The organism is Rhizobium sp. 05L419, from assembly GCF_056397845.1.
On record NZ_JBFTOF010000001.1, the window covers coordinates 264,799 to 285,540 of the forward strand.

At 58.8% G+C, this 20,742-nt stretch carries 26 protein-coding genes, 2 tRNA genes and 1 pseudogene; 16 read left to right on the top strand and 13 right to left on the bottom strand.

Annotated features, from left to right (window positions below):
- Nucleotides 1-214: 214 nt before the first annotated feature.
- The 5 genes from AC1DMK_RS01340 to AC1DMK_RS01360 form a co-directional block, all read right to left on the bottom strand.
- Nucleotides 215-3,058 carry a valine--tRNA ligase gene (locus tag AC1DMK_RS01340; RefSeq protein ID WP_477856715.1) on the bottom strand — a complete coding sequence of 948 codons (2,844 nt, stop codon included), beginning with the start codon at nt 3,056-3,058 and terminating at the stop codon, nt 215-217.
- Between the two features lie 116 nt (nt 3,059-3,174).
- Complete coding sequence (locus tag AC1DMK_RS01345; protein WP_477856717.1) at nt 3,175-4,047, bottom strand: PopZ family protein; 873 nt, start codon at nt 4,045-4,047, stop codon at nt 3,175-3,177.
- 220 nt (nt 4,048-4,267) lie between these two features.
- Nucleotides 4,268-4,930 (bottom strand): protein-L-isoaspartate O-methyltransferase family protein, encoded by a 663-nt coding sequence (locus AC1DMK_RS01350; protein ID WP_037065759.1) that lies wholly within the window; start codon nt 4,928-4,930, stop codon nt 4,268-4,270.
- 1,304 nt (nt 4,931-6,234) lie between these two features.
- A complete protein-coding gene (locus AC1DMK_RS01355; RefSeq protein WP_037065761.1) occupies nt 6,235-6,492 on the bottom strand; it encodes a DUF982 domain-containing protein in 258 nt (85 codons plus the stop codon).
- 74 nt (nt 6,493-6,566) lie between these two features.
- On the bottom strand, nt 6,567-6,830 hold the full coding sequence (locus AC1DMK_RS01360; RefSeq protein ID WP_477856720.1) for a DUF982 domain-containing protein: 264 nt from the start codon (nt 6,828-6,830) through the stop codon (nt 6,567-6,569).
- An 87-nt stretch (nt 6,831-6,917) separates the two neighbouring features.
- On the opposite strand from AC1DMK_RS01360, the gene AC1DMK_RS01365 reads away from it, so the two are divergent.
- From AC1DMK_RS01365 to AC1DMK_RS01380, 4 genes are all read left to right on the top strand, one after another.
- A complete protein-coding gene (locus tag AC1DMK_RS01365) occupies nt 6,918-7,049 on the top strand; it encodes a hypothetical protein (protein ID WP_477856721.1) in 132 nt (43 codons plus the stop codon).
- 1 nt (nt 7,050) lies between these two features.
- A complete protein-coding gene (locus tag AC1DMK_RS01370; protein WP_477856723.1) occupies nt 7,051-7,314 on the top strand; it encodes a hypothetical protein in 264 nt (87 codons plus the stop codon).
- A gap of 234 nt (nt 7,315-7,548) precedes the next feature.
- Nucleotides 7,549-8,031 (top strand): hypothetical protein, encoded by a 483-nt coding sequence (locus AC1DMK_RS01375; protein ID WP_477856724.1) that lies wholly within the window; start codon nt 7,549-7,551, stop codon nt 8,029-8,031.
- Between the two features lie 147 nt (nt 8,032-8,178).
- A complete protein-coding gene (locus AC1DMK_RS01380; RefSeq protein WP_477856725.1) occupies nt 8,179-8,433 on the top strand; it encodes a tyrosine-type recombinase/integrase in 255 nt (84 codons plus the stop codon).
- A 114-nt stretch (nt 8,434-8,547) separates the two neighbouring features.
- On the opposite strand, the gene AC1DMK_RS01385 is transcribed toward AC1DMK_RS01380, so the two are convergent.
- Both AC1DMK_RS01385 and AC1DMK_RS01390 read right to left on the bottom strand, forming a co-directional pair.
- Nucleotides 8,548-8,621, bottom strand: a tRNA-Cys gene (locus AC1DMK_RS01385).
- 192 nt (nt 8,622-8,813) lie between these two features.
- Complete coding sequence (locus AC1DMK_RS01390; RefSeq protein ID WP_037065764.1) at nt 8,814-9,275, bottom strand: BA14K family protein; 462 nt, start codon at nt 9,273-9,275, stop codon at nt 8,814-8,816.
- 218 nt (nt 9,276-9,493) lie between these two features.
- Between AC1DMK_RS01390 and AC1DMK_RS01395 the strand changes: the two genes are divergently transcribed.
- Both AC1DMK_RS01395 and AC1DMK_RS01400 read left to right on the top strand, forming a co-directional pair.
- A complete protein-coding gene (locus AC1DMK_RS01395) occupies nt 9,494-10,135 on the top strand; it encodes a DUF47 family protein (RefSeq protein WP_037065766.1) in 642 nt (213 codons plus the stop codon).
- Nucleotides 10,135-11,139 carry an inorganic phosphate transporter gene (locus tag AC1DMK_RS01400; protein ID WP_037065768.1) on the top strand — a complete coding sequence of 335 codons (1,005 nt, stop codon included), beginning with the start codon at nt 10,135-10,137 and terminating at the stop codon, nt 11,137-11,139. Before AC1DMK_RS01395 ends, AC1DMK_RS01400 begins: the two co-directional genes overlap by 1 nt.
- Here AC1DMK_RS01400 and AC1DMK_RS01405 read toward each other — a convergent pair whose 3' ends face one another.
- Nucleotides 11,140-11,436, bottom strand: a complete 297-nt coding sequence (locus AC1DMK_RS01405) for a membrane protein (RefSeq protein ID WP_037065844.1) — start codon at nt 11,434-11,436, stop codon at nt 11,140-11,142.
- Between AC1DMK_RS01405 and AC1DMK_RS01410 the strand changes: the two genes are divergently transcribed.
- From AC1DMK_RS01410 to AC1DMK_RS01440, 7 genes and pseudogenes are all read left to right on the top strand, one after another.
- Entirely contained in the window at nt 11,377-11,553 is a 177-nt protein-coding gene (locus tag AC1DMK_RS01410; protein ID WP_196246798.1) for a hypothetical protein, read from the top strand. The two genes, AC1DMK_RS01405 and AC1DMK_RS01410, sit on opposite strands and share 60 nt — an antisense overlap.
- A tRNA-Asn gene (locus AC1DMK_RS01415) sits at nt 11,554-11,628 on the top strand. It begins immediately after the preceding gene.
- 256 nt (nt 11,629-11,884) lie between these two features.
- Nucleotides 11,885-11,950 (top strand): annotated as a pseudogene (locus tag AC1DMK_RS01420) (hypothetical protein); the annotation flags it as partial.
- 87 nt (nt 11,951-12,037) lie between these two features.
- Entirely contained in the window at nt 12,038-12,274 is a 237-nt protein-coding gene (locus tag AC1DMK_RS01425) for a hypothetical protein (RefSeq protein ID WP_477856728.1), read from the top strand.
- Nucleotides 12,275-12,279: 5 nt separating this feature from the next.
- Nucleotides 12,280-12,735 carry a hypothetical protein gene (locus AC1DMK_RS01430; protein WP_477856730.1) on the top strand — a complete coding sequence of 152 codons (456 nt, stop codon included), beginning with the start codon at nt 12,280-12,282 and terminating at the stop codon, nt 12,733-12,735.
- A gap of 107 nt (nt 12,736-12,842) precedes the next feature.
- Nucleotides 12,843-12,983 carry a hypothetical protein gene (locus AC1DMK_RS01435; RefSeq protein WP_477856732.1) on the top strand — a complete coding sequence of 47 codons (141 nt, stop codon included), beginning with the start codon at nt 12,843-12,845 and terminating at the stop codon, nt 12,981-12,983.
- 238 nt (nt 12,984-13,221) lie between these two features.
- Nucleotides 13,222-13,635 carry a hypothetical protein gene (locus AC1DMK_RS01440; RefSeq protein ID WP_477856733.1) on the top strand — a complete coding sequence of 138 codons (414 nt, stop codon included), beginning with the start codon at nt 13,222-13,224 and terminating at the stop codon, nt 13,633-13,635.
- 214 nt (nt 13,636-13,849) lie between these two features.
- On the opposite strand, the gene AC1DMK_RS01445 is transcribed toward AC1DMK_RS01440, so the two are convergent.
- Nucleotides 13,850-14,314 (bottom strand): tetratricopeptide repeat protein, encoded by a 465-nt coding sequence (locus AC1DMK_RS01445; protein ID WP_477856735.1) that lies wholly within the window; start codon nt 14,312-14,314, stop codon nt 13,850-13,852.
- 21 nt (nt 14,315-14,335) lie between these two features.
- Entirely contained in the window at nt 14,336-15,310 is a 975-nt protein-coding gene (locus AC1DMK_RS01450; protein WP_477856736.1) for an MBL fold metallo-hydrolase, read from the bottom strand.
- Nucleotides 15,311-15,610: 300 nt separating this feature from the next.
- On the opposite strand from AC1DMK_RS01450, the gene AC1DMK_RS01455 reads away from it, so the two are divergent.
- From AC1DMK_RS01455 to AC1DMK_RS01465, 3 genes are all read left to right on the top strand, one after another.
- Complete coding sequence (locus tag AC1DMK_RS01455) at nt 15,611-16,402, top strand: sigma-70 family RNA polymerase sigma factor (RefSeq protein ID WP_477856738.1); 792 nt, start codon at nt 15,611-15,613, stop codon at nt 16,400-16,402.
- Entirely contained in the window at nt 16,399-17,184 is a 786-nt protein-coding gene (locus AC1DMK_RS01460; protein WP_477856739.1) for an anti-sigma factor family protein, read from the top strand. Before AC1DMK_RS01455 ends, AC1DMK_RS01460 begins: the two co-directional genes overlap by 4 nt.
- A 394-nt stretch (nt 17,185-17,578) precedes the next feature.
- A complete protein-coding gene (locus AC1DMK_RS01465) occupies nt 17,579-18,319 on the top strand; it encodes a hypothetical protein (RefSeq protein WP_477856741.1) in 741 nt (246 codons plus the stop codon).
- Nucleotides 18,320-18,358: 39 nt separating this feature from the next.
- On the opposite strand, the gene AC1DMK_RS01470 is transcribed toward AC1DMK_RS01465, so the two are convergent.
- The 3 genes from AC1DMK_RS01470 to AC1DMK_RS01480 form a co-directional block, all read right to left on the bottom strand.
- Complete coding sequence (locus tag AC1DMK_RS01470) at nt 18,359-19,582, bottom strand: MFS transporter (protein WP_477856742.1); 1,224 nt, start codon at nt 19,580-19,582, stop codon at nt 18,359-18,361.
- A 225-nt stretch (nt 19,583-19,807) separates the two neighbouring features.
- A complete protein-coding gene (locus tag AC1DMK_RS01475) occupies nt 19,808-20,365 on the bottom strand; it encodes an alpha/beta hydrolase (RefSeq protein ID WP_477856744.1) in 558 nt (185 codons plus the stop codon).
- A gap of 14 nt (nt 20,366-20,379) precedes the next feature.
- A complete protein-coding gene (locus AC1DMK_RS01480; RefSeq protein WP_080725598.1) occupies nt 20,380-20,580 on the bottom strand; it encodes a hypothetical protein in 201 nt (66 codons plus the stop codon).
- Nucleotides 20,581-20,742: the final 162 nt, after the last annotated feature.

The following is a 20,742-nucleotide window of genomic DNA, read 5'->3' on the forward strand; positions in this document are numbered from 1 at the left end:
GGATGATCGTGCCCCTTCCGGACCCGTCTGTAACCCTCAGACAACACTCTTATTTTTCGCCGGAAGAGCGTGGAAAAGATGTAAAATCAAGCGCAGACAGTGCTTTGGATGCCAAGCCACCATAGTGAAATGGCGAAATGCTAGCTCACCAACGAAAAAGGCGCCCGATTCTCTATCGGGCGCCTTGGGAATTAAATACTACTTTCCGTTGATCTTACGCCGCTTCGGCTACACGCGAGAGTGCAATACGCAGGCTGGCGATCTGCCCCGTCAGCTCTTCCAAGCGGTCGCGCTCGGCGGTCACGACTTCCGGGTTGGCGTTGGCCACGAACTTTTCATTGGACAGCTTTCCGTTGATCCGGGCCATCTCGCCTTCCGTCTTGCTAATCGCCTTTTCGAGGCGTGCCTTCTCCGCGCCGAGATCGATGAGCGCACCGAGCGGCAGGCAGGCAGTCGCTTCGCCGACGACGATCTGAGCGGCCCCCTTTGGCGCCTCCTGGGTCAGCGAAATGTGATCGACGCGGGCCAACCGCTTGATCGCGGCATCATGCCGGGCCAGGCGTTCGCGCGTCAGTCCGTTGGCGTTGACGACGACAAGCGGCGCGATCGCTGACGGCGGCACGTTCATCTCGGCACGGACCGAGCGAATGCCGGAAACGAGGTCGATCAGCCAGTTGATCTCGTCTGCTGCCGCGTCGTCGGCGTAGGACGGTGCAGGCCACTCGGCATGGCAGATCAGGTTGTCACGCTCGACGCCCTCTCCGGCGGTATGGGCCCATAGCTCTTCGGTCATGAAGGGCATGAAGGGGTGCAGCAGCTTGTAGATCTCTTCGAGAATATAAGCGCTGCAGGCCTGGGCCTCCTTCTTGGCGCCTTCATCAGTACCGCTGAAGACCGGCTTCAGCAGTTCGAGATACCAGTCGCAGACCTGGTTCCAGACGAAGCGATAGAGCGCGCCGGCGGCGTCGTTGAAGCGATAGGCCTCGATCGCTTCCGTGACATCGCGCTCGGCACGGGCAAGTTCCGTCAGTATCCAGCGGTTGATCGTCAGTTCCGCAGCTTCGGGAATGAAATGCGGATCGCTAACGGCGCCGTTCATCTCGGCAAAACGCGTGGCATTCCAGAGCTTGGTGCCAAAGTTGCGGTAGCCGGCGATGCGGGCTGGGTCGAGCTTAACGTCGCGGCCCTGGGCAGCCATGATCGCCAGCGTGAAACGCAGTGCGTCGGCGCCGTATTCGTCTATCAGCTCCAACGGGTCGATGACGTTGCCCTTCGACTTCGACATCTTCTGGCCGTTCTTGTCGCGGACCAGCGCGTGAATGTAGACCGTGTGGAAGGGTTCGACCGGATTGCCGTCTTCATCCTTCATAAAATGCATGCCCATCTGCATCATACGAACGACCCAGAACGGGATAATGTCGAAACCGGTGACGAGGACATTGGTCGGATAATAACGCGCAAGTTCTGGCGTCTGCTGGGGCCAGCCGAGTGTCGAGAAGGGCCAGAGGGCGGACGAGAACCAGGTGTCGAGGACGTCCTCGTCGCGGGTGAGGATTTCGCCTGGCCTGAAATTCTCAAGCAGGTCCTCGACATAAGCCTTCATCGGCCCCTCGTGCGACAGGTAGTGCTGGATGGCGGCCTGCAGCGCTTCTTCTTCGGATTTCTCGACGAAAACCTGACCATCCGGACCATACCAGGCCGGAATCTGATGTCCCCACCAGAGCTGGCGAGAAATGCACCAGGGCTGAATGTTCTCCATCCATTGGAAGTAGGTGTTTTCCCAGTTCTTCGGGACGAACTTCGTGCGGCCTTCGCGAACGGAGGCAATAGCCGGCTGGGCCAGGGTCTTGTTGTCCACCCACCATTGCTCGGTCAGGCGCGGTTCGATCGGCACGCCACCGCGATCGCCATGCGGAACCATGTGCTTGTGCGGCTCGATCCGGTCGAGCAGTCCCGCCTCTTCGAAGATCTCGACGATGATATTGCGCGCCGTGATACGATCCTGGCCTTCAATCCGATCCCAGGCTCCGTGCAGGGCGGCAGGATGATCGAGGCCTTCCAAGAAGTCCTCGTTCTCCTTGATGTTGATCGTCGCATCGACATTCATGATGTTGATTGCGCGCAGCCCCCTGCGCTTGCCGACTTCGAAGTCGTTGAAGTCATGTGCGGGTGTCAGCTTGACGGCGCCAGTACCGGCCGTCGGATCGGCATAGTCGTCGGCAACGACGGGAATTCTTCTGCCGACGATGGGCAGGATGACATGCTTGCCGATGATAGCCTTGTAGCGCTCATCGTCCGGATTGACCGCAACGCCGGTGTCGCCAAGCATGGTTTCCGGCCGGGTCGTGGCAACCGTCAAATAGTCCCGCGTCTCAAATTCGGTCGGATTTCCGTCCTCGTCAAAGGCAACGGGGTGCTGGTAGGTAACACCCTCTTCCAGCGGATAGCGCAGGTGCCAAAGATTGCCCTTGACCTCGATCTGCTCGACCTCCATGTCCGAAATCGCCGTCAGGAGTTTCGGATCCCAGTTGACGAGTCGCTTGTCCTTGTAGATCAGCCCTTCCTTGTAGAGCGTGACGAAGACTTCGAGAACGGCGGCAGAAAGCCCCTCGTCCATCGTGAAGCGTTCGCGCGACCAGTCACAGGAAGCGCCGAGCCGCTTCAGCTGATTGAAGATCAGGCCGCCGGATTCCGCCTTCCATTCCCAGATCTTCTCGACGAAGGCCTCGCGGCCCATTTCGCGTCGGCCCGGCAGCTGTTGCTCCATCAGCTTTCGCTCGACAACCATCTGCGTGGCGATGCCCGCATGGTCCATGCCCGGCTGCCACAGCACATCCTTGCCGCGCATACGCTCGAAGCGGACCAAGACGTCCTGCAGCGTATTGTTGAGCGCATGGCCCATGTGCAGCGAACCGGTCACGTTCGGCGGCGGGATGACGATGGTGAATGTCTCGGCGCCCGGCTTGGCATTGGCGCCCGCGCGGAAGGCATCCGCCTCATCCCATTTCGCGGCGATTTTCGGTTCGACGGCAGCGGAATCGTAGGTCTTTTCGAGCATTTGGGGACCAGATCTGGAGGTTCTATGATGCGGTTGGTAAATAGGATGGTTGCTGGCAAGTCAATAAAAAAGCCGCCCCGGAGACTGGAGCGGCTCTAAAGACAAAGCGGTTCCGATCAGCGACGCGGACCGCGCGCCACGCGCTCGATTTCCTCGCGCACGAGCCGTTCGACGAGCGTCGGCAGGTTGTCATCAAGCCAATCGCGCAGCATCGGGCGCAGCATATCCTCGGCGATCTCGTCCAGCGAGCGCCGCTCGGCACCATCGATTGCGGCAGCAAGCTCTTCGAACGAACGGGCGATCTGCAAACCCGCATCCTGCGAAAGGAGCGCCTGCTGCGTGTCTTCCATGATGCTGGGGAGCAAGCGATCCGAAAGCGGAGCAGCGACGGCGACCTCCTGTGTGTCCGCTGTCTGGACAAACTCCGGCTGCAGCTGCATTGCGGCCGGCCTCGGCAAGTCGTACTGCGGCTCTACCGGCTTCTCAGCCGCAATTGCCTGCGGCGCCGGCGTTGCAACCGGCGCGACAGAAGCTTCGGCGATACGGGGCATTTCGACCGGGTGCTGCGGCGCCTCGAACATATGTGCCGGAACTTCGCCGCGCATTTCCTGCTGACGGAACCCGGCCGGCACTTCGCGCTGAAGCTGAACGGTGTTTCGCTCGGAGGCAGCACGAACGCGAGCGGCAACATCTGCAAGCGACATCGCGCGAGCAGGCGCTTCCAGCGCCGGCGCGTAGCCCGCAGAATTGGCTGCGACAAAACGGGGATCGGGCTGAGGAATCGTCTCCGGGAACTCCACGCCGGCATAGGCCTGGTCGACGGTCAAATGGATATCGGAGTCGCGGTCGTCCTCATCCGCACCGTAAACAGCAGGCAGCGATGCGGAAAGGGCCTTGCCCGCTCCTGGTTCATTGCTTTCGATGATCTGGCGGATGGACGCCAGAATTTCTTCCATTGACGGTTCACGCGCTACGCTTGGCTGAGCCATATCTATCCCCGTTATTCAGAAACAACGACCGGATTGCGTGAAGTGGGCATCCGAATCACCCGGACTGTAGGATAGCCGAACGGGGAAAAAAATCATCGCGAATCAAATGAATGCCGCCATGCACAGTTTTCTCCGGGGGCCGAAACATGGTGCAGAAGCGACGAATCAGGAACGGGAGCCGAAGGCGCCCGCAACCGAAGCCCAATGTGGCAAAAAGCGTCTAGAATACGAACTCGCGCGCCTTGGCAAAACCCGGAAGCGGCTTCACGGAGGCATTGAAGAAGACGTTTTCCGACACCGCGCCACGCTCGCCGACGAAGACCTTTGCGCGCGCCGAGCCGCCGTATCCCTGAACCGTCACGAGGCGGCCGCCATCGCGAAGCTGGGAAAGCAGCGCCTGCGGAACCTCCTCGACAGCACCGCTGACGAAGATCAAATCATAAGGCGCGCCGGCGGCGCTGCCCATGCCGAGCGGCCCTGTCACAACGGAGACATTCGGATATTCGACCAGATTGGCTTTGGCTGCAGCTGCGAGGTCCTCGTCCTCTTCGACCGCAACCACCGAGCCCGCGAGCAGAGACAGTAGCGCCGACACATAGCCAGTACCGCAGCCGATTTCGAGAACGACGTCGTCCTTCCCGATCTCCGCGAGCTGGAGAAGCTTGGCTAGCGGGGACGGCTGCATCAGGAAACGAGCCAGCTTGCCGGCGGCTGCCGGACAGATTTCGACATCGTTGTCGACATAGGCAAGTACCTTCGACTTTTCCGGGACAAAAGCCTCGCGCGGCACCGCAACGAACGCCGTCAGCACGGAATGCGAGGTGACGTCCGTCGTGCGGATCTGGTTGTCGACCATATTGGCGCGTGCTGTTTCGAAATCCATCTTGTCCTCTCGCCCAAAAGCGGTTCTGTCTGCTCGTCTCTTAATCTTCGGGCAACTGCCTTTCAAGGCTTACCCTCCACCTGCGGCAAGAATTAAGGACGCAGCCGCCTTCGCGCAGCCCCCAACGCAATCGCCCATGGAATAAACCCCGCCTATGTGATATTATTGCAACCGAGGGTTCTACGGAGGAGGAGCATCATGTCCATGATAGTTCAGAATTTTTCGGTGTTCGACTTTTTCATCGTTGCGACGCTGCTTGGAATCTTCTGCTGCGGCCTGTTCGACGGTGAAACAAGCTGAAGCCTTGTCGCGCCTGGCGGTAGCCGACACGAGACTGTTCAGGTTGCTGTCAGCTTCGTGACCAATAGTCATATCCTTTGAACACGCGGCGAGTGAAAATGACCAGATCTATCGTATTCGGCGGGGTCTTTGTCTGTACTCTGGTGACCCTGGTGCTCATGATACCGCTCGTTCACGGCGGCGCACCCAATGTCACCACCAATGGTATTTCACCAATGCCTACGCTGCAGCGGATCAATTGAGTGCCGCATAGCGGATTTCGGAAGGCGCCGCGACCGCACAGGCTACCCGTTCAAGCCCGAAAGCAAAATGCCGAAAACATCGGCGTATTTCAGACGCTTAATGACCGCTGGATATAGCGAAATCGGGCGATATCAAGCGCTTGCCGGCCATCCTGCCACACTCAGCCTGAAATTAATTCCTTGCTGCCACACTCTGCCACACCCTACGCGCCATCATCATTGGATTCTGCAATCTCTCACGGCGAGATCGTTTTCTAAATGAGAGACATCCACCACTTTGAACAGATTGTGCTGGGAGTCGCCATTCGCTGTCACGGGCGATCATAACACACCAGCGCCCGTTCAAGAGGTGGTGCCACTACTCGTACCTGGAGATGCTCAACCGGATTATGACGATCAGGATCAGCAGAAAGATGCTCGCGGTGCCCCCCGACGAACAGAACCAGTACCCATTCCCAAAATCCGCGCGGCCACATTTCGACCTCCCATCCGACCCTAGCTTCAAAACCATGCAGATCGCGATAGTGAAGCTTATCAGCTGGCCGAACAAGCTTTCACGGAATACTTCGTCCGCAACTATCCGGGCCCTGACACCATCATCTTCGATCCGAAATGGCATGCCCCGAAGCTATTCGCGGCGGCCACTCGCGTATGGGACACCCCACCGCCTGCACAGAATGTAGTGGTGAAGCCTGCCGTCACCACCACGGAGGCGACGCCCAAAACGGAGCAGAGCACGAGGGAGCCGTTCTGATGGCTGCCTTACACCAACACATGAGCTTCTGCTGCCGCACATATGAAGGCTTCCCGGGCAACATCGATATGCGCCATGTGGTTCATAGCCTCCACGCAACGGCGCTTGGCAGCGTCAAGATGGGGGCCATCGCGCAATGGCCACCTGTGCTCCAGGTAGTTAATGGCCTCCGCTGGGCCGCGAATGAACTCGGATGGGCGTTTTCCAATGTGAATGGCGACCGGCGCCGCCCACCGGACCTCGATGGCATGGCTGTGTGTGTTCATGGCAAACCTCCATCTTTCCAAAGCGCCGTTTCTAGACCGGTACAGCCCGTAAATTGGGAGGCGTCGGAATGTTCCTAGTCCAACATAGACGCCTCAATCGCAGCGGCGACAAAGGCCTCCCTTGCGTTATCGAGGGACCCATATTGATGGACCGCACTCTTGCAAGCAGCTACCGCTTTTCGATAGGCGGGACCTCGCTCGGTCGACCATCTGATCGAAAGGTAGGTCAACGCGTCATCAGGGCCATTGATGGTCTCCGACACTCCGTCACCAACCATGACATAGACGGGGATATTCCACAGGCTAAGGATCAGACCTTCTTCATTTTGAGCGCTCATCTTCCTGCTCCATTTGCTCTCAGATCGCCCATTAGTAGTTATTTAGTTCACGCAATCACTGGGGCAATGGTTCTCAAGGAGACGCCCGTGAAGCGCGGCATTGGCGGCATCCGGCAGAGATCCGACGGCATTCCCGGCTACGGAACCTCGGCCCCACCACCTGCAGAGATGACGGGGGTTACCGAGCCTGTCGACGATACCGGTGAAAAGCGGGGATAGCATGGGAACGACCGTTGATATCAGCCGCAATGTGCCGCGCCTTGAACTGAACAGGTCTGAGGTCGCTCTTGCCATTGGCGTGAGCGTAAACACGGTCGATCTCATGGTTGAGGAGGGTTTTCTTCCGAGGCCGCGGAAGTGGCATAGCAGAAAGGTGTGGCTCGTCGCTGAGGTCGCCGCCGCTATGTCTGAGTGGCCAGAGGACGGCATTCCGAAGCAGGGGGAAGACGCTGACGACGGTGATGACTGGCGGGCGTCTGCATGACAGACGTGGCCAATATCGATCTGCCTTACGTGGAAGAACAAGATCCGCCATGGCACGACGCGCTATTACCTGCGCATCGATGGGGCCCGCATCTGCCGCCTTCCTGACGACATTAACAGTGAGGAGTTCACCTCTACGTATTGGAAGGCCCGCAAGGCCGCAAAGCCGGCCATGGAGAGCGTTGGCGAGCCAAAGGCAAAGCCAAACAGGTTCAGGTGGCTCTGTATGGAGTATATGCGGAGCTATTCCTTCACCTCGCTCGACCAGACAACGCAGACGCGCCGTCGCAATATCATGGAGAGCATGTGGGCGGAGCCACTGAGCGACAAAGATGATCGGCCCTTTTCCGATATCCCTCTGCCCAAGTTGACGGTGTCTCACCTCGAAGTTCTCAGAGATCGCAAGAGGGAGGCGCTGTTCGCTGCCGACGAGCGGCTGAAGGTCCTGCGCCAGGTGTTCGACACCAGGAAGGACGCGAAGCCCATCACCACGAACATCGCGCGACTGGTCGAGCCCTTCAACGAGCATTCCGACGGGCACGAGACCGCCACCCCCGACGACATTGCCAAGTTCATCGAACACCATGGGACCGGATCCACGGCGGTGCTCTACGTCGCCATCCAGATGTACACCGGCTTTCGAGTGTCGGATCTCGCGGTCCTCGGCCCCCAGCACCGCCGCAAGGATTCCTTCAAGCTCGGCCTGTTCAAGAACTGAAACCGAACCCCGTCGACATCGACATCACCATTCACCCCATCCTTGAGGCGGTACTGGCCACGCACAAGGTCACGGCTATGACCTTTCTCGTGACCGAGTTCGGAAAGCCGTTCAGCGTGAAGGGCCTGGGAACCGCATTTCGGACTGGTGGCGACAGGCTGGCATGCCTCACCTCACCTCACCTCTCATTCGGTGCGAAAGGGACTGGCTACGGATGTCGCCCACAACGAAGCGACCGACAGCATGCTCGAAGCCATGTTCGGCTGGAAGGATTCGAAAACGTCGAAGATTTACACGCGGAACGCGGAAAAAGCGCGCCTTGCACGGCAGACCGTTGAGAAGATTAATTGGGATGGAATCGGTACAAAATTGCTGCCGATGAAGGACGGAATCGAGGGCTGAAACGGGAACGCATTGCCACACCTGCCTTTTGGTGTGGCGGAACGGTTCAAGTTTAAACTGCCACACCTCTAATAATACGCAGCAAAATCAAACACAATGTGGAAAAAGAAAAATTGGAGGCCTCGCCCGGAATTGAACCGGGGTGCAAGGATTTGCAGTCCTCTGCGTCACCACTCCGCCACGAGGCCTCACAACGCTCGCTGTATCGAAGCGCTGGCGGGCATTTAGAATGAATAGAAATCGAGCGCAAGAGGGTTGTTTCAAACTTATCGCATTTTGATGGATCGTGTGACGCGCAGGGCTGCCGGATCGATGAGCCTCAGCGCTGCGCTCGATTTCAGAATGACGATCAGGGGTTTGACCTCATCCAGTCCGCGTCGTCACCATCGCGAAACGCACTGGCGTCGCGAGCCATAGTTTGGCTGATAAGTGTTGTCGGATGCGCGGTAGGACCGATAGCGGCTATAGCACCAATCGACGTGGGAGCTGCCGTAGGATCGAGCACGCGGCTGCGATGCGATGATGCCGCCGATGATCGCCCCTACCGCGAGGCCACCGATTATAGCAGCGGCGCCGTTGTCATTGTGGCGGTAGTAGCCGCGATCGTTGTAACCATCGCGGTAGTATCGATTGCTGTTGCGGTATCCGTTGTCACCGTAGCGATAGCGACCGCCGCAGCGATAGACATTGCACCCGTCGTACCGGTTGTTGTTCGCACCCGAGTCGCCAAAGCTTCCACGGCTTTGGGCGGAATGCGGATCGCTGGAGTTTTCCGCAAATGACGGCGAAAAGCTTGTCAGCGCAGTTGCGAGTGCCAAAACGATGGTTGCCAGTCTTTTCATTGTCGTACCTTTCAAAGCAAACTCAATCTGTCACGCATAGACATATAAACCTAACGCTGCGCAGAGGCGCATGTTCCACCCACATCCATCGTTGTGGCGTAGTGGCCACCGCAGACAACAAACAGAAAAAGAATCGGCCAACTCCATTTGTGACACTTTTATTGCACGTCCCGCTATTTTATGACGGGCAACCAAAAATTATCGAACGGATGGATCGAATGCTCAGCTGGTTTCGCAAACTTCTGCCACGAGAAGACCGGTTCTTCGACCTCTTCGCTCAGCATTCAAGGACCATCGTCGGCGCCGCCGAAGCGCTGAACGAACTACTTGCCGGCAAGGATGCGGAGCGCCATTGCGAGCGCATCGTAGCGCTTGAGCACGAGGCGGACGATATCACCCGCGAGGTACTGCTGGCCGTGCGGCGCAGCTTCATCACGCCATTCGATCGCGTGGACATCAAGGATCTGATCCAGTCGATGGATGACGCCATCGACATGATGCACAAGACGGTCAAGACGATCCGTCTATTCGAGCAGAAGGAATTCGACCCCCTGATGCAGGAAATGGGCGCGGCGATCGTGCAGGCCGCGCATCTGATTGCGGAAGCTATCCCGCTGCTCGACCGCATCAACACCAACGCTCCCAGGCTTACGGCGATTGCCGAAGAGGTCACGCGCGTTGAAGGGCGTTCCGATGAACTGCACGACCGCGGTTTGAAGGAACTCTTCTTCCGCCATGGCGCGTCGAATGCGATGGCCTATATCATCGGCAGTGAAATCTACGGCGAACTTGAGAAGGTCGTCGACCGCTTCGAGGACGTCGCCAACGAGATCAGCGGCATCGTGATCGAGAACGTCTGATGGACGCCACCCTCGCCTTCCCGTTGCTCGCCGGATTGATCGCGATCGCGTTGTTCTTCGACTTCCTGAACGGTCTTCACGATGCGGCGAACTCGATCGCGACGATTGTTTCTACCCGCGTCCTTCGCCCGCAATATGCGGTCGCATGGGCGGCATTCTTCAACTTCATCGCCTTCCTGTTCTTCGGCCTGCATGTGGCTGAGACACTCGGCACCGGCATCATCGATCCCGCCATCGTCTCGCCGCTTGTCATTTTCGCAGCGCTGATGGGCGCCATCGTCTGGAACATCGTCACCTGGGTCTTCGGCATCCCATCCAGTTCCTCACATGCGCTGGTCGGTGGTCTCGTCGGCGCCGGGCTTGCCAAGGTCGGATTCAGCTCGATCGTCTGGAGCGGCCTGTTGAAGACGGCGGGTGCCATCGTGATGTCACCGATGATCGGCTTCCTGCTGGCGCTCTTTCTCGTGCTTATCGTTTCCTGGATCTTCGTTCGGCAGACGCCGTTTGCGGTCGACCGCACCTTCCGCATCTTGCAGTTCGTGTCCGCATCGCTTTATTCGCTGGGTCATGGCGGCAACGACGCGCAGAAGACCATGGGGATTATCGCCATTCTTCTCTATTCGCAGGGCTATCTCGGCGGCAGTTTCCATGTTCCGCTGTGGGTCGTTCTGTCCTGCCAGTCGGCCATGGCGCTTGGCACGCTGTTCGGCGGCTGGCGCATCGTTCACACGATGGGATCGAAAATCACCCGGCTCAATCCGATGCAGGGCTTTTGTGCGGAAACGGGGGGCGCGCTGACGCTCTTCGGCGCAACGTGGCTGGGAATTCCGGTCTCGACCACTCACACCATCACCGGTGCGATCATTGGCGTCGGGGCCGCGCGGCGGGTGTCGGCGGTGCGCTGGGGTCTCGCGGGCAACATAGTGGTCGCCTGGGTCGTAACCCTACCGGCGGCAGCGCTGATTGCCGCGACGGTCTATTGGGTCGCAGGCTTCTTCGCCTGATCAGGAGGCGGGCTTCCGCCTCCTCTGCCACCACACGGAAAATCGCCGCCTCATCCGGCGTGCGACGTGCAGGTCGTGCGACAAGACCAAAATGCCGAGCGGCACCATCCAGAATCCGAGAATCGGCAAAAATCCCAAAAGGCCGCCAGCAACAAGCAACCCGCCAATCGACACGCGGGCCGCGCGCGATCGCGGCAGCGGGATGCGTGTCGAGCCCATTACGATGTGACCAGTCGAATGATCGATGCCAAAACGCTTGGCGCCTGGTTTTCCGGTGGTATCATGCCTGTCAGTCATCCACAGGAGATGGGGATAAACAGGCTGAATGCAAGCGGATGTCATTTTTTTGAAAAAACCGCTTGGCAAATCGAGCAAGCATTTGTATTAGCCCACTCACACCGCGGCGAGCGGTGATCCCTGGTAGCTCAGCGGTAGAGCATTCGACTGTTAATCGACAGGTCGCCGGTTCGAATCCGGCCCGGGGAGCCAGATTTAGAAGGGCTGCGTTACAAGCGCAGCCCTTCGTTTTTCCAGCGTTTGCAAACATTTAGAGACACCCCTTCAAGCTGGATCATTGGCGGCATTTGCTAGCCTCTTGCGGTTTTGGCTACATTTTGGGATACATTGCGGACTACATCGGGACTAAACCGCCGAAGGAAGCCGCCCTCATGGCCAATGACGATATCTCGCGATTCGTGGTCAAACACCGACTAGCGGCATTTATCGGTACTACAGACGCGTACCGATCGAGGTCGCGCCGCTCGACGGCCGCGTCCACGTCAAGCAATCCCTGAAGACGAAGAATCACAAGGAAGCGCTCAGCCGCGCCGCGAACGTCCACCAGGCGCTTGAGACGCTGTGGAAGGCCCTTCTGCATGGCGAGGGCAAGGAATCGCCCGTGGCACGCTACGAGGCCGCGCTGAAGGCAGCCCAATCGCTGGGGTTCACCTACAGGCCGGCAGCAGATGTTGGGGAAGCTGACCTCGTCGAGTTCGAGCGTCGCATCGCCGTTGCGGAAGACGCGTTCGACCAGTCAGAGACAATCGTGGACGCCGTCATGGGGACAGCCGACGAGCCGACCCCTACACTGAACGACGTCTGGAAGCTCTACGAAGAGCATAACGAGGCGGGATGACAGGAATGTCTCCCGACCAGTTGCGCAAGCACAAGAACTCACGCCTGCGCGCCATCGACTACGCCAAGAGCCAACTTGGCGAAGACATGGAACTCGGCCGGATCGTTCGCGCCGACATTCTCCGCTACCGCAGCTGGTGGACCCAGAAGGTGAAGACCGAGAACCTGAAGGCCTATACGGCGAATCGCAGCTTCAGCGACATGCTCGGCATGCTGACGGTGGTCGATGAAGCGCTCCACACGAACTACAAAGAAGTCTGGACAAAAAGCCGGATCAAGGAAACCAACGCCAACAAGCTCGACAAGCGCCGACCCTTCTCGGTCGACTGGATACGGAGCAAGATCCTTGCCCCCGATGCACTGCAGACCATGAACCTCGACGCGCGCCCCCCTCGTGGGTGTCGCCCTATGGGCTGCGAAGCAATATCCGGAAGGCTTCCCCCGCTACCAGGACAAGGCTGACGTCGCGTCTGCCCTGATCAACAAGATGATGAAGAAGGAGGAGCTGCGCCCTACCCGCCTTCACACGCTCTACTCCTTCCGCCACACGTTCCAGGATCGCATCGAGAATGCCGGTTTCCGATCGCATGCAGACTGATTTGATGGGTCATGAGTTCGGCCGGCCGGTCTACGGTGACGGCTCGGAAATGAAGCGGCGCCAGGCGCTGCTGGAATCCATCAAGTTTCAATGGGCCGAGCCAATCGCATGACCGACCTAAGCCGTTACCACCTTCTGTATGTGCCCGTGAGGTACTTCTTGACCTCTCATCGAGCCGCATCTGATGGCAGGTCTGGAATTCGGCATCTGGACGAATACCTCAGCTCCAGTCATTTCCTTATCGCTGATTGGAAATCATCTGGACCGGGGTTTGCGCCACCCTGAGAACGTCAATTGACCTCTTTCAGGTCGACGCTCGCTCCTGCATCAACGAAGGCCTACGAGAAGGTGTGAAAGCCGAATTGGCCGAAATTAAGCAGCGGCGCTCGGAGTATCCCATCTGCTGGGAGTTTCTGAAAAAGGAACGAGACGACATCATGCACGAGTATCAATGGTCGGCTTACGAGATGTGGATGAACGCCGAAGGCCATATGGAGCCGCCTAGCCTATCCCTTCTGAGCACTCGCGCCGATGATTATCGGTCGGTTTTGGTGATGAAAGAGGGACACTACAAAGGTCACGACTCGGTCGAATTATTGCGCGAGGCGGCAGACTGGGTTGATGCCCGGATAAATTCGGCGATCGTAAGAGCCGGCCTTGACCCAAACGAAGATCGCAATCTGGTGAATTTTCAAAAAAGACCGCCTTCACACGATGTGCCGCCGCTGCTTTGGACAACAGTGCTCGGCGGTGACGAACCCTAGGGCGTAGCGCCCTACGTCCCGAACGACGTGGGGGCTCTCGAAAGCCCGCAACTCCAGGCTTTTTCCATCAGGGTTTTGTATGTTTGTTCTATCCCTAGAAATCCTCTCGCTTCCGCCCATATCGGCCGCCTGGCGAAACTTCGGTTGTTAAGGAGAGGCGGCGTCATTCGAGGGACGGGCGCTTGTGCCGCCCGCCCTCGGGTTTCACCTCTGTTCAATTGCTGCCCTTGGCAGCGATCGCCCTTTGCAGGTCTTCGAGTTCCTCGCAGCCGCGCGGGCAAAGCGCTTTCAGCGACGACACCTGCTGCTCGGCCTTGGCCATCTCGCCGGTTTCCACGTAGAGTTCGCCTAGATATTCCCGCGCTGCTCTGTGATCAGGCTGTAGCTCAAGCGCCTTCGTGTAGTAGGTCAGCGACGTTCGGTAGTCGCCCGTCTTGCGCAGCGTATATCCCATCAGATTGTAGACATCCGCCTGCTGGTTGTCTTCGGCAAGGCCGCGAAGCTCCGAAAGCGCTCCAGCATAGTCTCCCGCCCCGATCTTGGCGCGCACCGATGTCAAATCGGGAGCGTCCGTGGATTGCATGTTGTCGACAGCAAAGGCGGGAAGCGCCGTGACCGCCGAAAAGCCGGCCGATATGGCGCAAAACCAGATGAATCCAAGAATTGCATACTTCGTCATGGTAATTCTCCCTGCAGCCTTTCAGGCCTGGATAGTTGGTGTGAAGCCATAGGCGTTTCCGTCCTTGACGAACGTTCCCGAGCCGGGAAAAGGAAAATGGGAGCCGCAAATGGCGATTTTGTCGGCGATGACGCGGTCGATGAGACGGCGGCGCGTGTCGATGGCCGTCGGTCCGTCCTGGTCGTAGCTGCCCTGCCAGTCAGGATGGGGCGCGAGCAGTGCCGGCACATACATGATGTCGGCCGACACGAGCAGCTGGCTCTTGCCGGACGTAACGAGATAGGCGGAATGGCCAGGCGTGTGGCCGGGAGCTGCAAGAAGCTGGACGCCGGGTGCAACGTCAGCACCGTCGTCCACCAGCTTCCAGTTCTTCCATTTCGGAAAGACTTCGCTGATGCGCTTGCCCGCGGGCCTGCGGCCTTCCGCTAGCTTTTCGACCCGACCGGGCTCTGTCCACCAGTTGTATTCGACGGCGTTGACGACAAGTTCCGCATTGTGGAAGACAGGATCATTGGTTCCTTTTTCCATCAAGCCCCAGACATGGTCCGGGTGAAAATGCGAGAGCATGACCGTGTCGATGGCCCTGTAGTCGATACCGGCGGCAGCCATGTTTGCGGGCAGATGCGTTGCATTTGCCTGCCATTGCCCAACGCCCGATCCGGCGTCCATCATCATCAGTCGGTCTCCGATCTTCAGCACGACCACGGTCAGCGGGATCGGCATGAACTCGGTCGTGAGCCCAGCCCTGGACAGGGCCTCCTTGGTGTCTTCGATCGAGGCGTTCTTGATGAAAGTCGCGTCATGCGGCTTCTTCCAGATCCCATCGTAGATCGCCGTAACCTCGATATCGCCTACCTTGTATTTGTAGAAGCCGACCATCGGCTCCAGCGGCGTGGCGGCGAGCGCCGGCATGACGAATTCGAGCTTCGACGACAGACCGAATGCAGCCGCGGTGACAGCCGATCCAAGGACGGCGCGACGTGACATGGTAAACATGAATATGCCTCCTTCTTGCTAGTGGCATTTCTGGTGGCGAAGACCGCGATTGATGGAATGTCCTCGCTGCAGAACTAGATCGCCGGCAAGGCGCAGTTATTCTCGATCTCGAGCACTATTTTTTCAAATTATTGAAATCACGGCGTTATTTGTATCGCCGACGCCCGAAGTCTCGCACTGGGCCAAGAAAATGGCGTGGACGTGGAATAAATCAGTGTGCCGATCGGTCTAGGTGACATCGGACCGCATTGCGTGCCTGCAGGTCTCGCGCTTAAATTCGAACGCTGTTGAGGCAGGAGGATGATGTCAAACGCCCAGACCCTATATCCCGTCGGATCGCCTTTCAGATCGCGCGCTGGATTGCCAGCTGGATCGAACGACAGGATGCTGCTGCTCGTCGCCAAAGTATCCGGGGCCTGTATTCGACCATCAGCGCCCGGCGTGTTTTCCAGGGGCGCGGCGTGGCTGTTTCACCTTATGGTTTCGGAAAAATCGAACAGCCACGTGGCCGCCCCGACGGCCGATGCGACAGTCGAGCAGCAGGTCATGCAGCGCTTTCAGCGCATGATCGTTCCCCATCTCGACGCGGCCTATAATTTTGCCCGGTTCCTTAGCCGCGACGCCGATGCCGCACAGGATATCGTCCAGGAGGCGTTTCTGCGCGCTTATCGCAATTTCGAAAGCTATCGCGGTGGAGACCCGCGCGCGTGGCTCTTTGCCATCGTGAGGAACTGCTGCCACGTGTGGCGCCAGCAGGATCGCCGCAAGGCGCGGTTTGAGTGGCATCCGGCAAATGACGGCGGTGCCGACTTCCACGAGAACGACGAATACCAGATCGCTTCGGAGGACGATTCACCCGAGGCGGCAACGATACGGCAAAGCGAGCAGCAGCGCGTGCGTGCCGTCATCAGCGCGCTTCCGGAAACGATGCGGGAAATCCTTGTCTTGCGCGAGCTGGAGGATCTCTCCTACCGGCAGATCGCCGAGATCATCGATGCGCCCATCGGCACCGTCATGTCGCGGCTCGCTAGGGCTCGGCGCGAATTTGGAGACGCGTGGAATGCGTGCGATGAAGGCGGGTCAGCAGGATGAGTGAAGCCCATCAGAGAGGCTGCGCGGAGTGGCGCATCATGTTGCACGGCTTTGTCGACGGCGAACTCGATTCCGTCCAGGCAGCGCGTTTTGAGGAGCATCTCGCCACGTGCACGGATTGCAGGTCGGAGATGGACAGCGTCCGCGCCCTACGCGCGGTCATCGATCAGGATGGCGTCAAGTGGCGACCGCCGGAGGCACTGCGTGCGCAGGTGTTGTCACTGCTGTCTTTCGAAGAGGCCGCGACGCGTTCCATGGCACGGCTGCCGCGCCGACGCCTCCTGGATCTTGTCCGCCGATGGAGCTTCGTTCCGTCCCTGGCGGCATTGGCGGCAAGCGCCGTCCTGTTCGCCAGCGCACCATCCCAGACCGCACTGTTGCGTGACCAGATCATGGCAAGCCATGTCCGGTCGATGATGGCCGATCATCTGACCGACGTGCTGACCTCGGATCAGCACACAGTGAAGCCGTGGTTCAACGGCAGGATCGATTTTTCGCCACCGGTCAGCGATCTGTCCAAGGATGGATTTCCGTTGGTCGGAGGACGTGTCGACTATATTGGCGAGCGCGCCGTTGCGGCCCTGGTCTACCGGCGCCACGGTCATGTCATCAACCTGTTCATCTGGCCAGCCGCGCCAACTGCTCAGGCGATGACCGTGCAGGACGGCTACAACATCAGGCAATGGTCGGATGGCGGGCTCGTGTTCTTTGCAATTTCGGACGTGGCGCCGGGCGATCTCGCAGAATTCGAGACCGTCTTCAGGGCAGCGACGAGGATTTAGCAAGATGATCGACGAGACGCAGACAACGAATTCGGACCGAATTGCGCCAGTCGTTTCCTGCTCGGATGACAGGTGCCGAAGAAAACGGGCGTTGCGAAGGCTCGGAGCCTGGGGGTTCCAAGGCTCGATCGTGCCGATGCCGGACCCACGAAAGAGGTCGGCAGGATATCGCCGGTGGATAACAGCTTGAACGCCTCGCTGCGAGGCGGCCCTGGTGGCAAGCAGGTTGCTGGTTCAGCGACACGCATGCCTCCGATTTCGGCGCAACCTAACTGGCGAGCTTGAGATGCGGAGCATCGGCTACGCCCCACATCGCGAATGTCATTGACGCGCTGCAAAATAGGTCTCTTTATATTAGCCATGAAGCACGTTCTGTTTTCCATCAGGGGCGAGCATGGTTGAAGTCAGCACGATAGATGCGCGGTTACCCATATTGTCGGACGACGCGATCCGGCAGATATTCAACGAAATCGAGGCCACGGGTTTCAGCTGTATCCCGCACTACATAGAGCAACGCGATTTGCATCAGATGCAAGCGTTTGTATCCAGTGCGGTTAGCCGCTCGGATCATGAGTATGTCGTCTTCAACGGCAGCGAAGCGGTTCCAGGCACCGGAATCGACGAACTGGCTGAATCCGAGAAGTTTCAGAGCATTTTTTCGCGCCTCTACGCGCTCGCTTCGAGCCGTCCGGCTCCACAAGTGAAGTTCTATCAGATCCTACGCTGCCTGACAGGAAAAGGGGCGGCCCGACACTCCCTAATCTTTCACTACGACTCGTATCTCATCACGGCCCTCATCCCCGTCACGATTCCAACGGTCGGCAAGCGAGGAGATTTTCTGCTCTTTCCAAACAGGCGAAGGGTGAGAGCCTACTACGCGACAAACCTACTCGATAAGCTTTTACTAGATAACAAGATCACTCAGTTCTTGCTCCGAACGCTGACGCGGTCAGGAAATGCATCGCTCACCAGAATCGAATTGGTTCCTGGCAACGCTTATTTTTTCTGGGGCTATCGAAGTGTACACACCAATGAAGCGTGCGATCCAGAGGCGGTGCGGGCGACAGCGCTCTTCCACTTTGCCGACCCTCACGTCGACAGTTCACTGAGGGCGCGCATACGCGGTCGTAGGTGACGACAGGAAGCCCGCGCTTCACACGCAATGCGGTTCTGCTCAGCCCTGCAGGGTTTTGACCTTTCGGAGGTCCGGGAACAGTCTAGCCCACAGCAGGACGACAACGATGGTGCCAACGCCGCCGATAACGCCGGCCGCAACAGGTCCCATCATGCCTGCCAGCATGGCGGATTCGAATTCGCCGAGTTGATTGGACGTACCGATGAAAAGCGAATTCACCGCATTGACGCGTCCACGCATCGTGTCCGGCGTCAACAGCTGCACAAGGGAACTGCGCACGACGACGCTGACCGTGTCTGAAGCGCCGACCACCAGGAGGGCGACGATCGAAAGCATGACATTCGTCGACAGCGCAAAGACGATGGTCGCAACGCCGAACACCGCTACCGCGCACAGCATTTTGAAGCCGACTCTGCTGGTCAGCGGTCTCCTGGCCAGGACAACCGACATGGCAAGCGCCCCGATGGCAGGGGCAGCACGCAAGAGGCCAAGCCCCCAGGGGCCGGCTTGAAGGATGTCGCGCGCAAACATCGGCAGCAGCGCGGTCGCGCCGCCGAGCAGGACCGCAAAGAGATCAAGCGAAATCGTGCCGAGCATGACCGGCCGGCTCTTGATGAAGGATACACCTGCAAACACCGACCTCAGGGTCACCGGTTCGCGCTTTGAGGGCGTCCATTCCATCCGGATCGAGATGACGTTGATGCTTGCTGCGGCAAACAGCAAGGCAGCCACCGCAAACGGGGCGACAGGATTGAGACCATAGAGCAGTCCTCCGAGCGACGGCCCGACGATCAGGGCCGTCTGCATCAGCGATGTCGAGGTCGCAACGGCGCGCTGCAGCATGGACGACGGCATAATGCTCGGAAGCAGAGCTGCCATGGTCGGTCGCTCGAACGCGACAGTTGCGCCCATGACGGTAACGGCCCCCAGTATCCCCGCGGGCGTCAGCCAGTTTTGCCAGGTGGCAACGGCAAGAACCGCCGACACCATCGCCTGGATCATCTGGCAGACAAGCCCGATGCGGCGCCGGTCGAACCGGTCGGCGACGTGACCGACGACAAACGTCAATGCGACCATCGGCAGGAACTGGCATAGACCGACGAGCGCCAACGCGAAGGCGCTGTGCGTCTGGTCGTAGATCATCCAGCCCATCGCGATGGCGACGCATTGGAACGAGAGGGAGGAGAAAACGCGAGAGGCCGCGAAATTCAGATAACCGGGATGGCGAAGGACGCTACCCTGCGGAACTTGACCTGTATCCATTGAGCGACTGTCCGGCGCGCGATCGGCAGCGCGCCTCTAGGAGTTTGATATGTCTGCCGTTTCGGCCTCAATGGATGCGTTGTCAACCTCAACAGCGGCCTCTTCGGTTTCATCGGGCGAAGATACCAAAGAGTAATCAGTTGCTTCGATCCGCCATCTCGATTTGCCGCCGAGCCCACGATGGACAGATCCTAGCCAGCCGAACAGACGTCGGCCGTGGCCACCTCATGCATAACGGCGAGGTGCCTTCGCCCTGTCCTTCAAATTGTCTAGCAGGGCATACCCTCCCGCCCACCTGCCAAAGCCGCTGGCAATATTGATATGGCCCGCAAGACCGATATTCCTGAGGTCCGTCTTCCATAGCCGCGCATAGAGCGTCAGGCGGTCGAGTTTCATGTAGTGATCGTTCAGGCTCCCGACGGTGATGGTCGGAAAGGGAAGCCGATGGGTCGGCATTGGTCCGAAGCGGATCGCGCCGGGGTGCATCTTCTCGGTCGGTCGCAGATCGCAGGGCGCCACGAGGAGGGCTGCTTTGATCCGCCGGGCCGACGGTCTGTCTGCAAGTTTCGCTGTCAGCAGACAACCAAGACTGTGTGCGACGATGTAGGCTTCACCTTGCTCATGGAGAGCATCCTCAAGCCGTTCCATCCATCTATCGACAAGCGGCGCGTGCCAGTCATCCTGTTCCACCAGAACGCTCTGCGGATCGTCGTCAAGCCAGAACCGCTGCCAGTGTCCCTTGTCCGACCCGTTCAGCCCCGGAACGATGAGTGTCGCCGCCATTGGATGTTTCGATCCTATAAATCAAAGTAGCGCGGACGATGCTCGAGAGCCGAAATCTCCTCGGCCACCTCGGCAATACGCTCGCGCAAATCCCATCCCGTACCGTCTTCCAGATCTTCGCTCCCCAAGCAGTAGCGTGCTTCGTGAAGTTCGAGCTTGGCCTCCAGCTGATCCCGGAGGGTGCAAAGGCGATCGAAATGCCGAATGGTGCTCATACTCTGCTCCTGTTTGGCCGCAGTGTCCGCGCGGCCATCTAGGGCAAAAGTATTGCCTATAGTTTTAGTAGATTAAAGGCACAACGCACCAAGCTTGGGCCCGCGGACGAAAATTCCGCATCAAACAGAACGCCAGGAAAGCGCGCTTCAGCTGAATCGTTT

Bases quoted from the DNA above. Each gene is read 5' to 3' on its own strand.
- AC1DMK_RS01375 (WP_477856724.1), top strand. From the start codon at position 7,549: ATGCGGAGCTATTCCTTCACCTCGCTCGACCAGACAACGCAGACGCGC.
- AC1DMK_RS01455 (WP_477856738.1), top strand. From the start codon at position 15,611: ATGATGTCAAACGCCCAGACCCTATATCCCGTCGGATCGCCTTTCAGA.
- AC1DMK_RS01475 (WP_477856744.1), bottom strand. From the start codon at position 20,365: ATGGCGGCGACACTCATCGTTCCGGGGCTGAACGGGTCGGACAAGGGA.
- AC1DMK_RS01410 (WP_196246798.1), top strand. From the start codon at position 11,377: ATGATCGATGCCAAAACGCTTGGCGCCTGGTTTTCCGGTGGTATCATG.
- AC1DMK_RS01405 (WP_037065844.1), bottom strand. From the start codon at position 11,436: ATGACTGACAGGCATGATACCACCGGAAAACCAGGCGCCAAGCGTTTT.
- AC1DMK_RS01450 (WP_477856736.1), bottom strand. From the start codon at position 15,310: ATGTTTACCATGTCACGTCGCGCCGTCCTTGGATCGGCTGTCACCGCG.
- AC1DMK_RS01435 (WP_477856732.1), top strand. From the start codon at position 12,843: ATGCCGGTTTCCGATCGCATGCAGACTGATTTGATGGGTCATGAGTTC.
- AC1DMK_RS01370 (WP_477856723.1), top strand. From the start codon at position 7,051: ATGGGAACGACCGTTGATATCAGCCGCAATGTGCCGCGCCTTGAACTG.
- AC1DMK_RS01465 (WP_477856741.1), top strand. From the start codon at position 17,579: ATGGTTGAAGTCAGCACGATAGATGCGCGGTTACCCATATTGTCGGAC.
- AC1DMK_RS01345 (WP_477856717.1), bottom strand. From the start codon at position 4,047: ATGGCTCAGCCAAGCGTAGCGCGTGAACCGTCAATGGAAGAAATTCTG.
- AC1DMK_RS01360 (WP_477856720.1), bottom strand. From the start codon at position 6,830: ATGAGCGCTCAAAATGAAGAAGGTCTGATCCTTAGCCTGTGGAATATC.
- AC1DMK_RS01460 (WP_477856739.1), top strand. From the start codon at position 16,399: ATGAGTGAAGCCCATCAGAGAGGCTGCGCGGAGTGGCGCATCATGTTG.
- AC1DMK_RS01390 (WP_037065764.1), bottom strand. From the start codon at position 9,275: ATGAAAAGACTGGCAACCATCGTTTTGGCACTCGCAACTGCGCTGACA.
- AC1DMK_RS01430 (WP_477856730.1), top strand. From the start codon at position 12,280: ATGTCTCCCGACCAGTTGCGCAAGCACAAGAACTCACGCCTGCGCGCC.
- AC1DMK_RS01445 (WP_477856735.1), bottom strand. From the start codon at position 14,314: ATGACGAAGTATGCAATTCTTGGATTCATCTGGTTTTGCGCCATATCG.
- AC1DMK_RS01395 (WP_037065766.1), top strand. From the start codon at position 9,494: ATGCTCAGCTGGTTTCGCAAACTTCTGCCACGAGAAGACCGGTTCTTC.
- AC1DMK_RS01400 (WP_037065768.1), top strand. From the start codon at position 10,135: ATGGACGCCACCCTCGCCTTCCCGTTGCTCGCCGGATTGATCGCGATC.
- AC1DMK_RS01470 (WP_477856742.1), bottom strand. From the start codon at position 19,582: ATGGATACAGGTCAAGTTCCGCAGGGTAGCGTCCTTCGCCATCCCGGT.
- AC1DMK_RS01480 (WP_080725598.1), bottom strand. From the start codon at position 20,580: ATGAGCACCATTCGGCATTTCGATCGCCTTTGCACCCTCCGGGATCAG.
- AC1DMK_RS01350 (WP_037065759.1), bottom strand. From the start codon at position 4,930: ATGGATTTCGAAACAGCACGCGCCAATATGGTCGACAACCAGATCCGC.
- AC1DMK_RS01340 (WP_477856715.1), bottom strand. From the start codon at position 3,058: ATGCTCGAAAAGACCTACGATTCCGCTGCCGTCGAACCGAAAATCGCC.
- AC1DMK_RS01355 (WP_037065761.1), bottom strand. From the start codon at position 6,492: ATGAACACACACAGCCATGCCATCGAGGTCCGGTGGGCGGCGCCGGTC.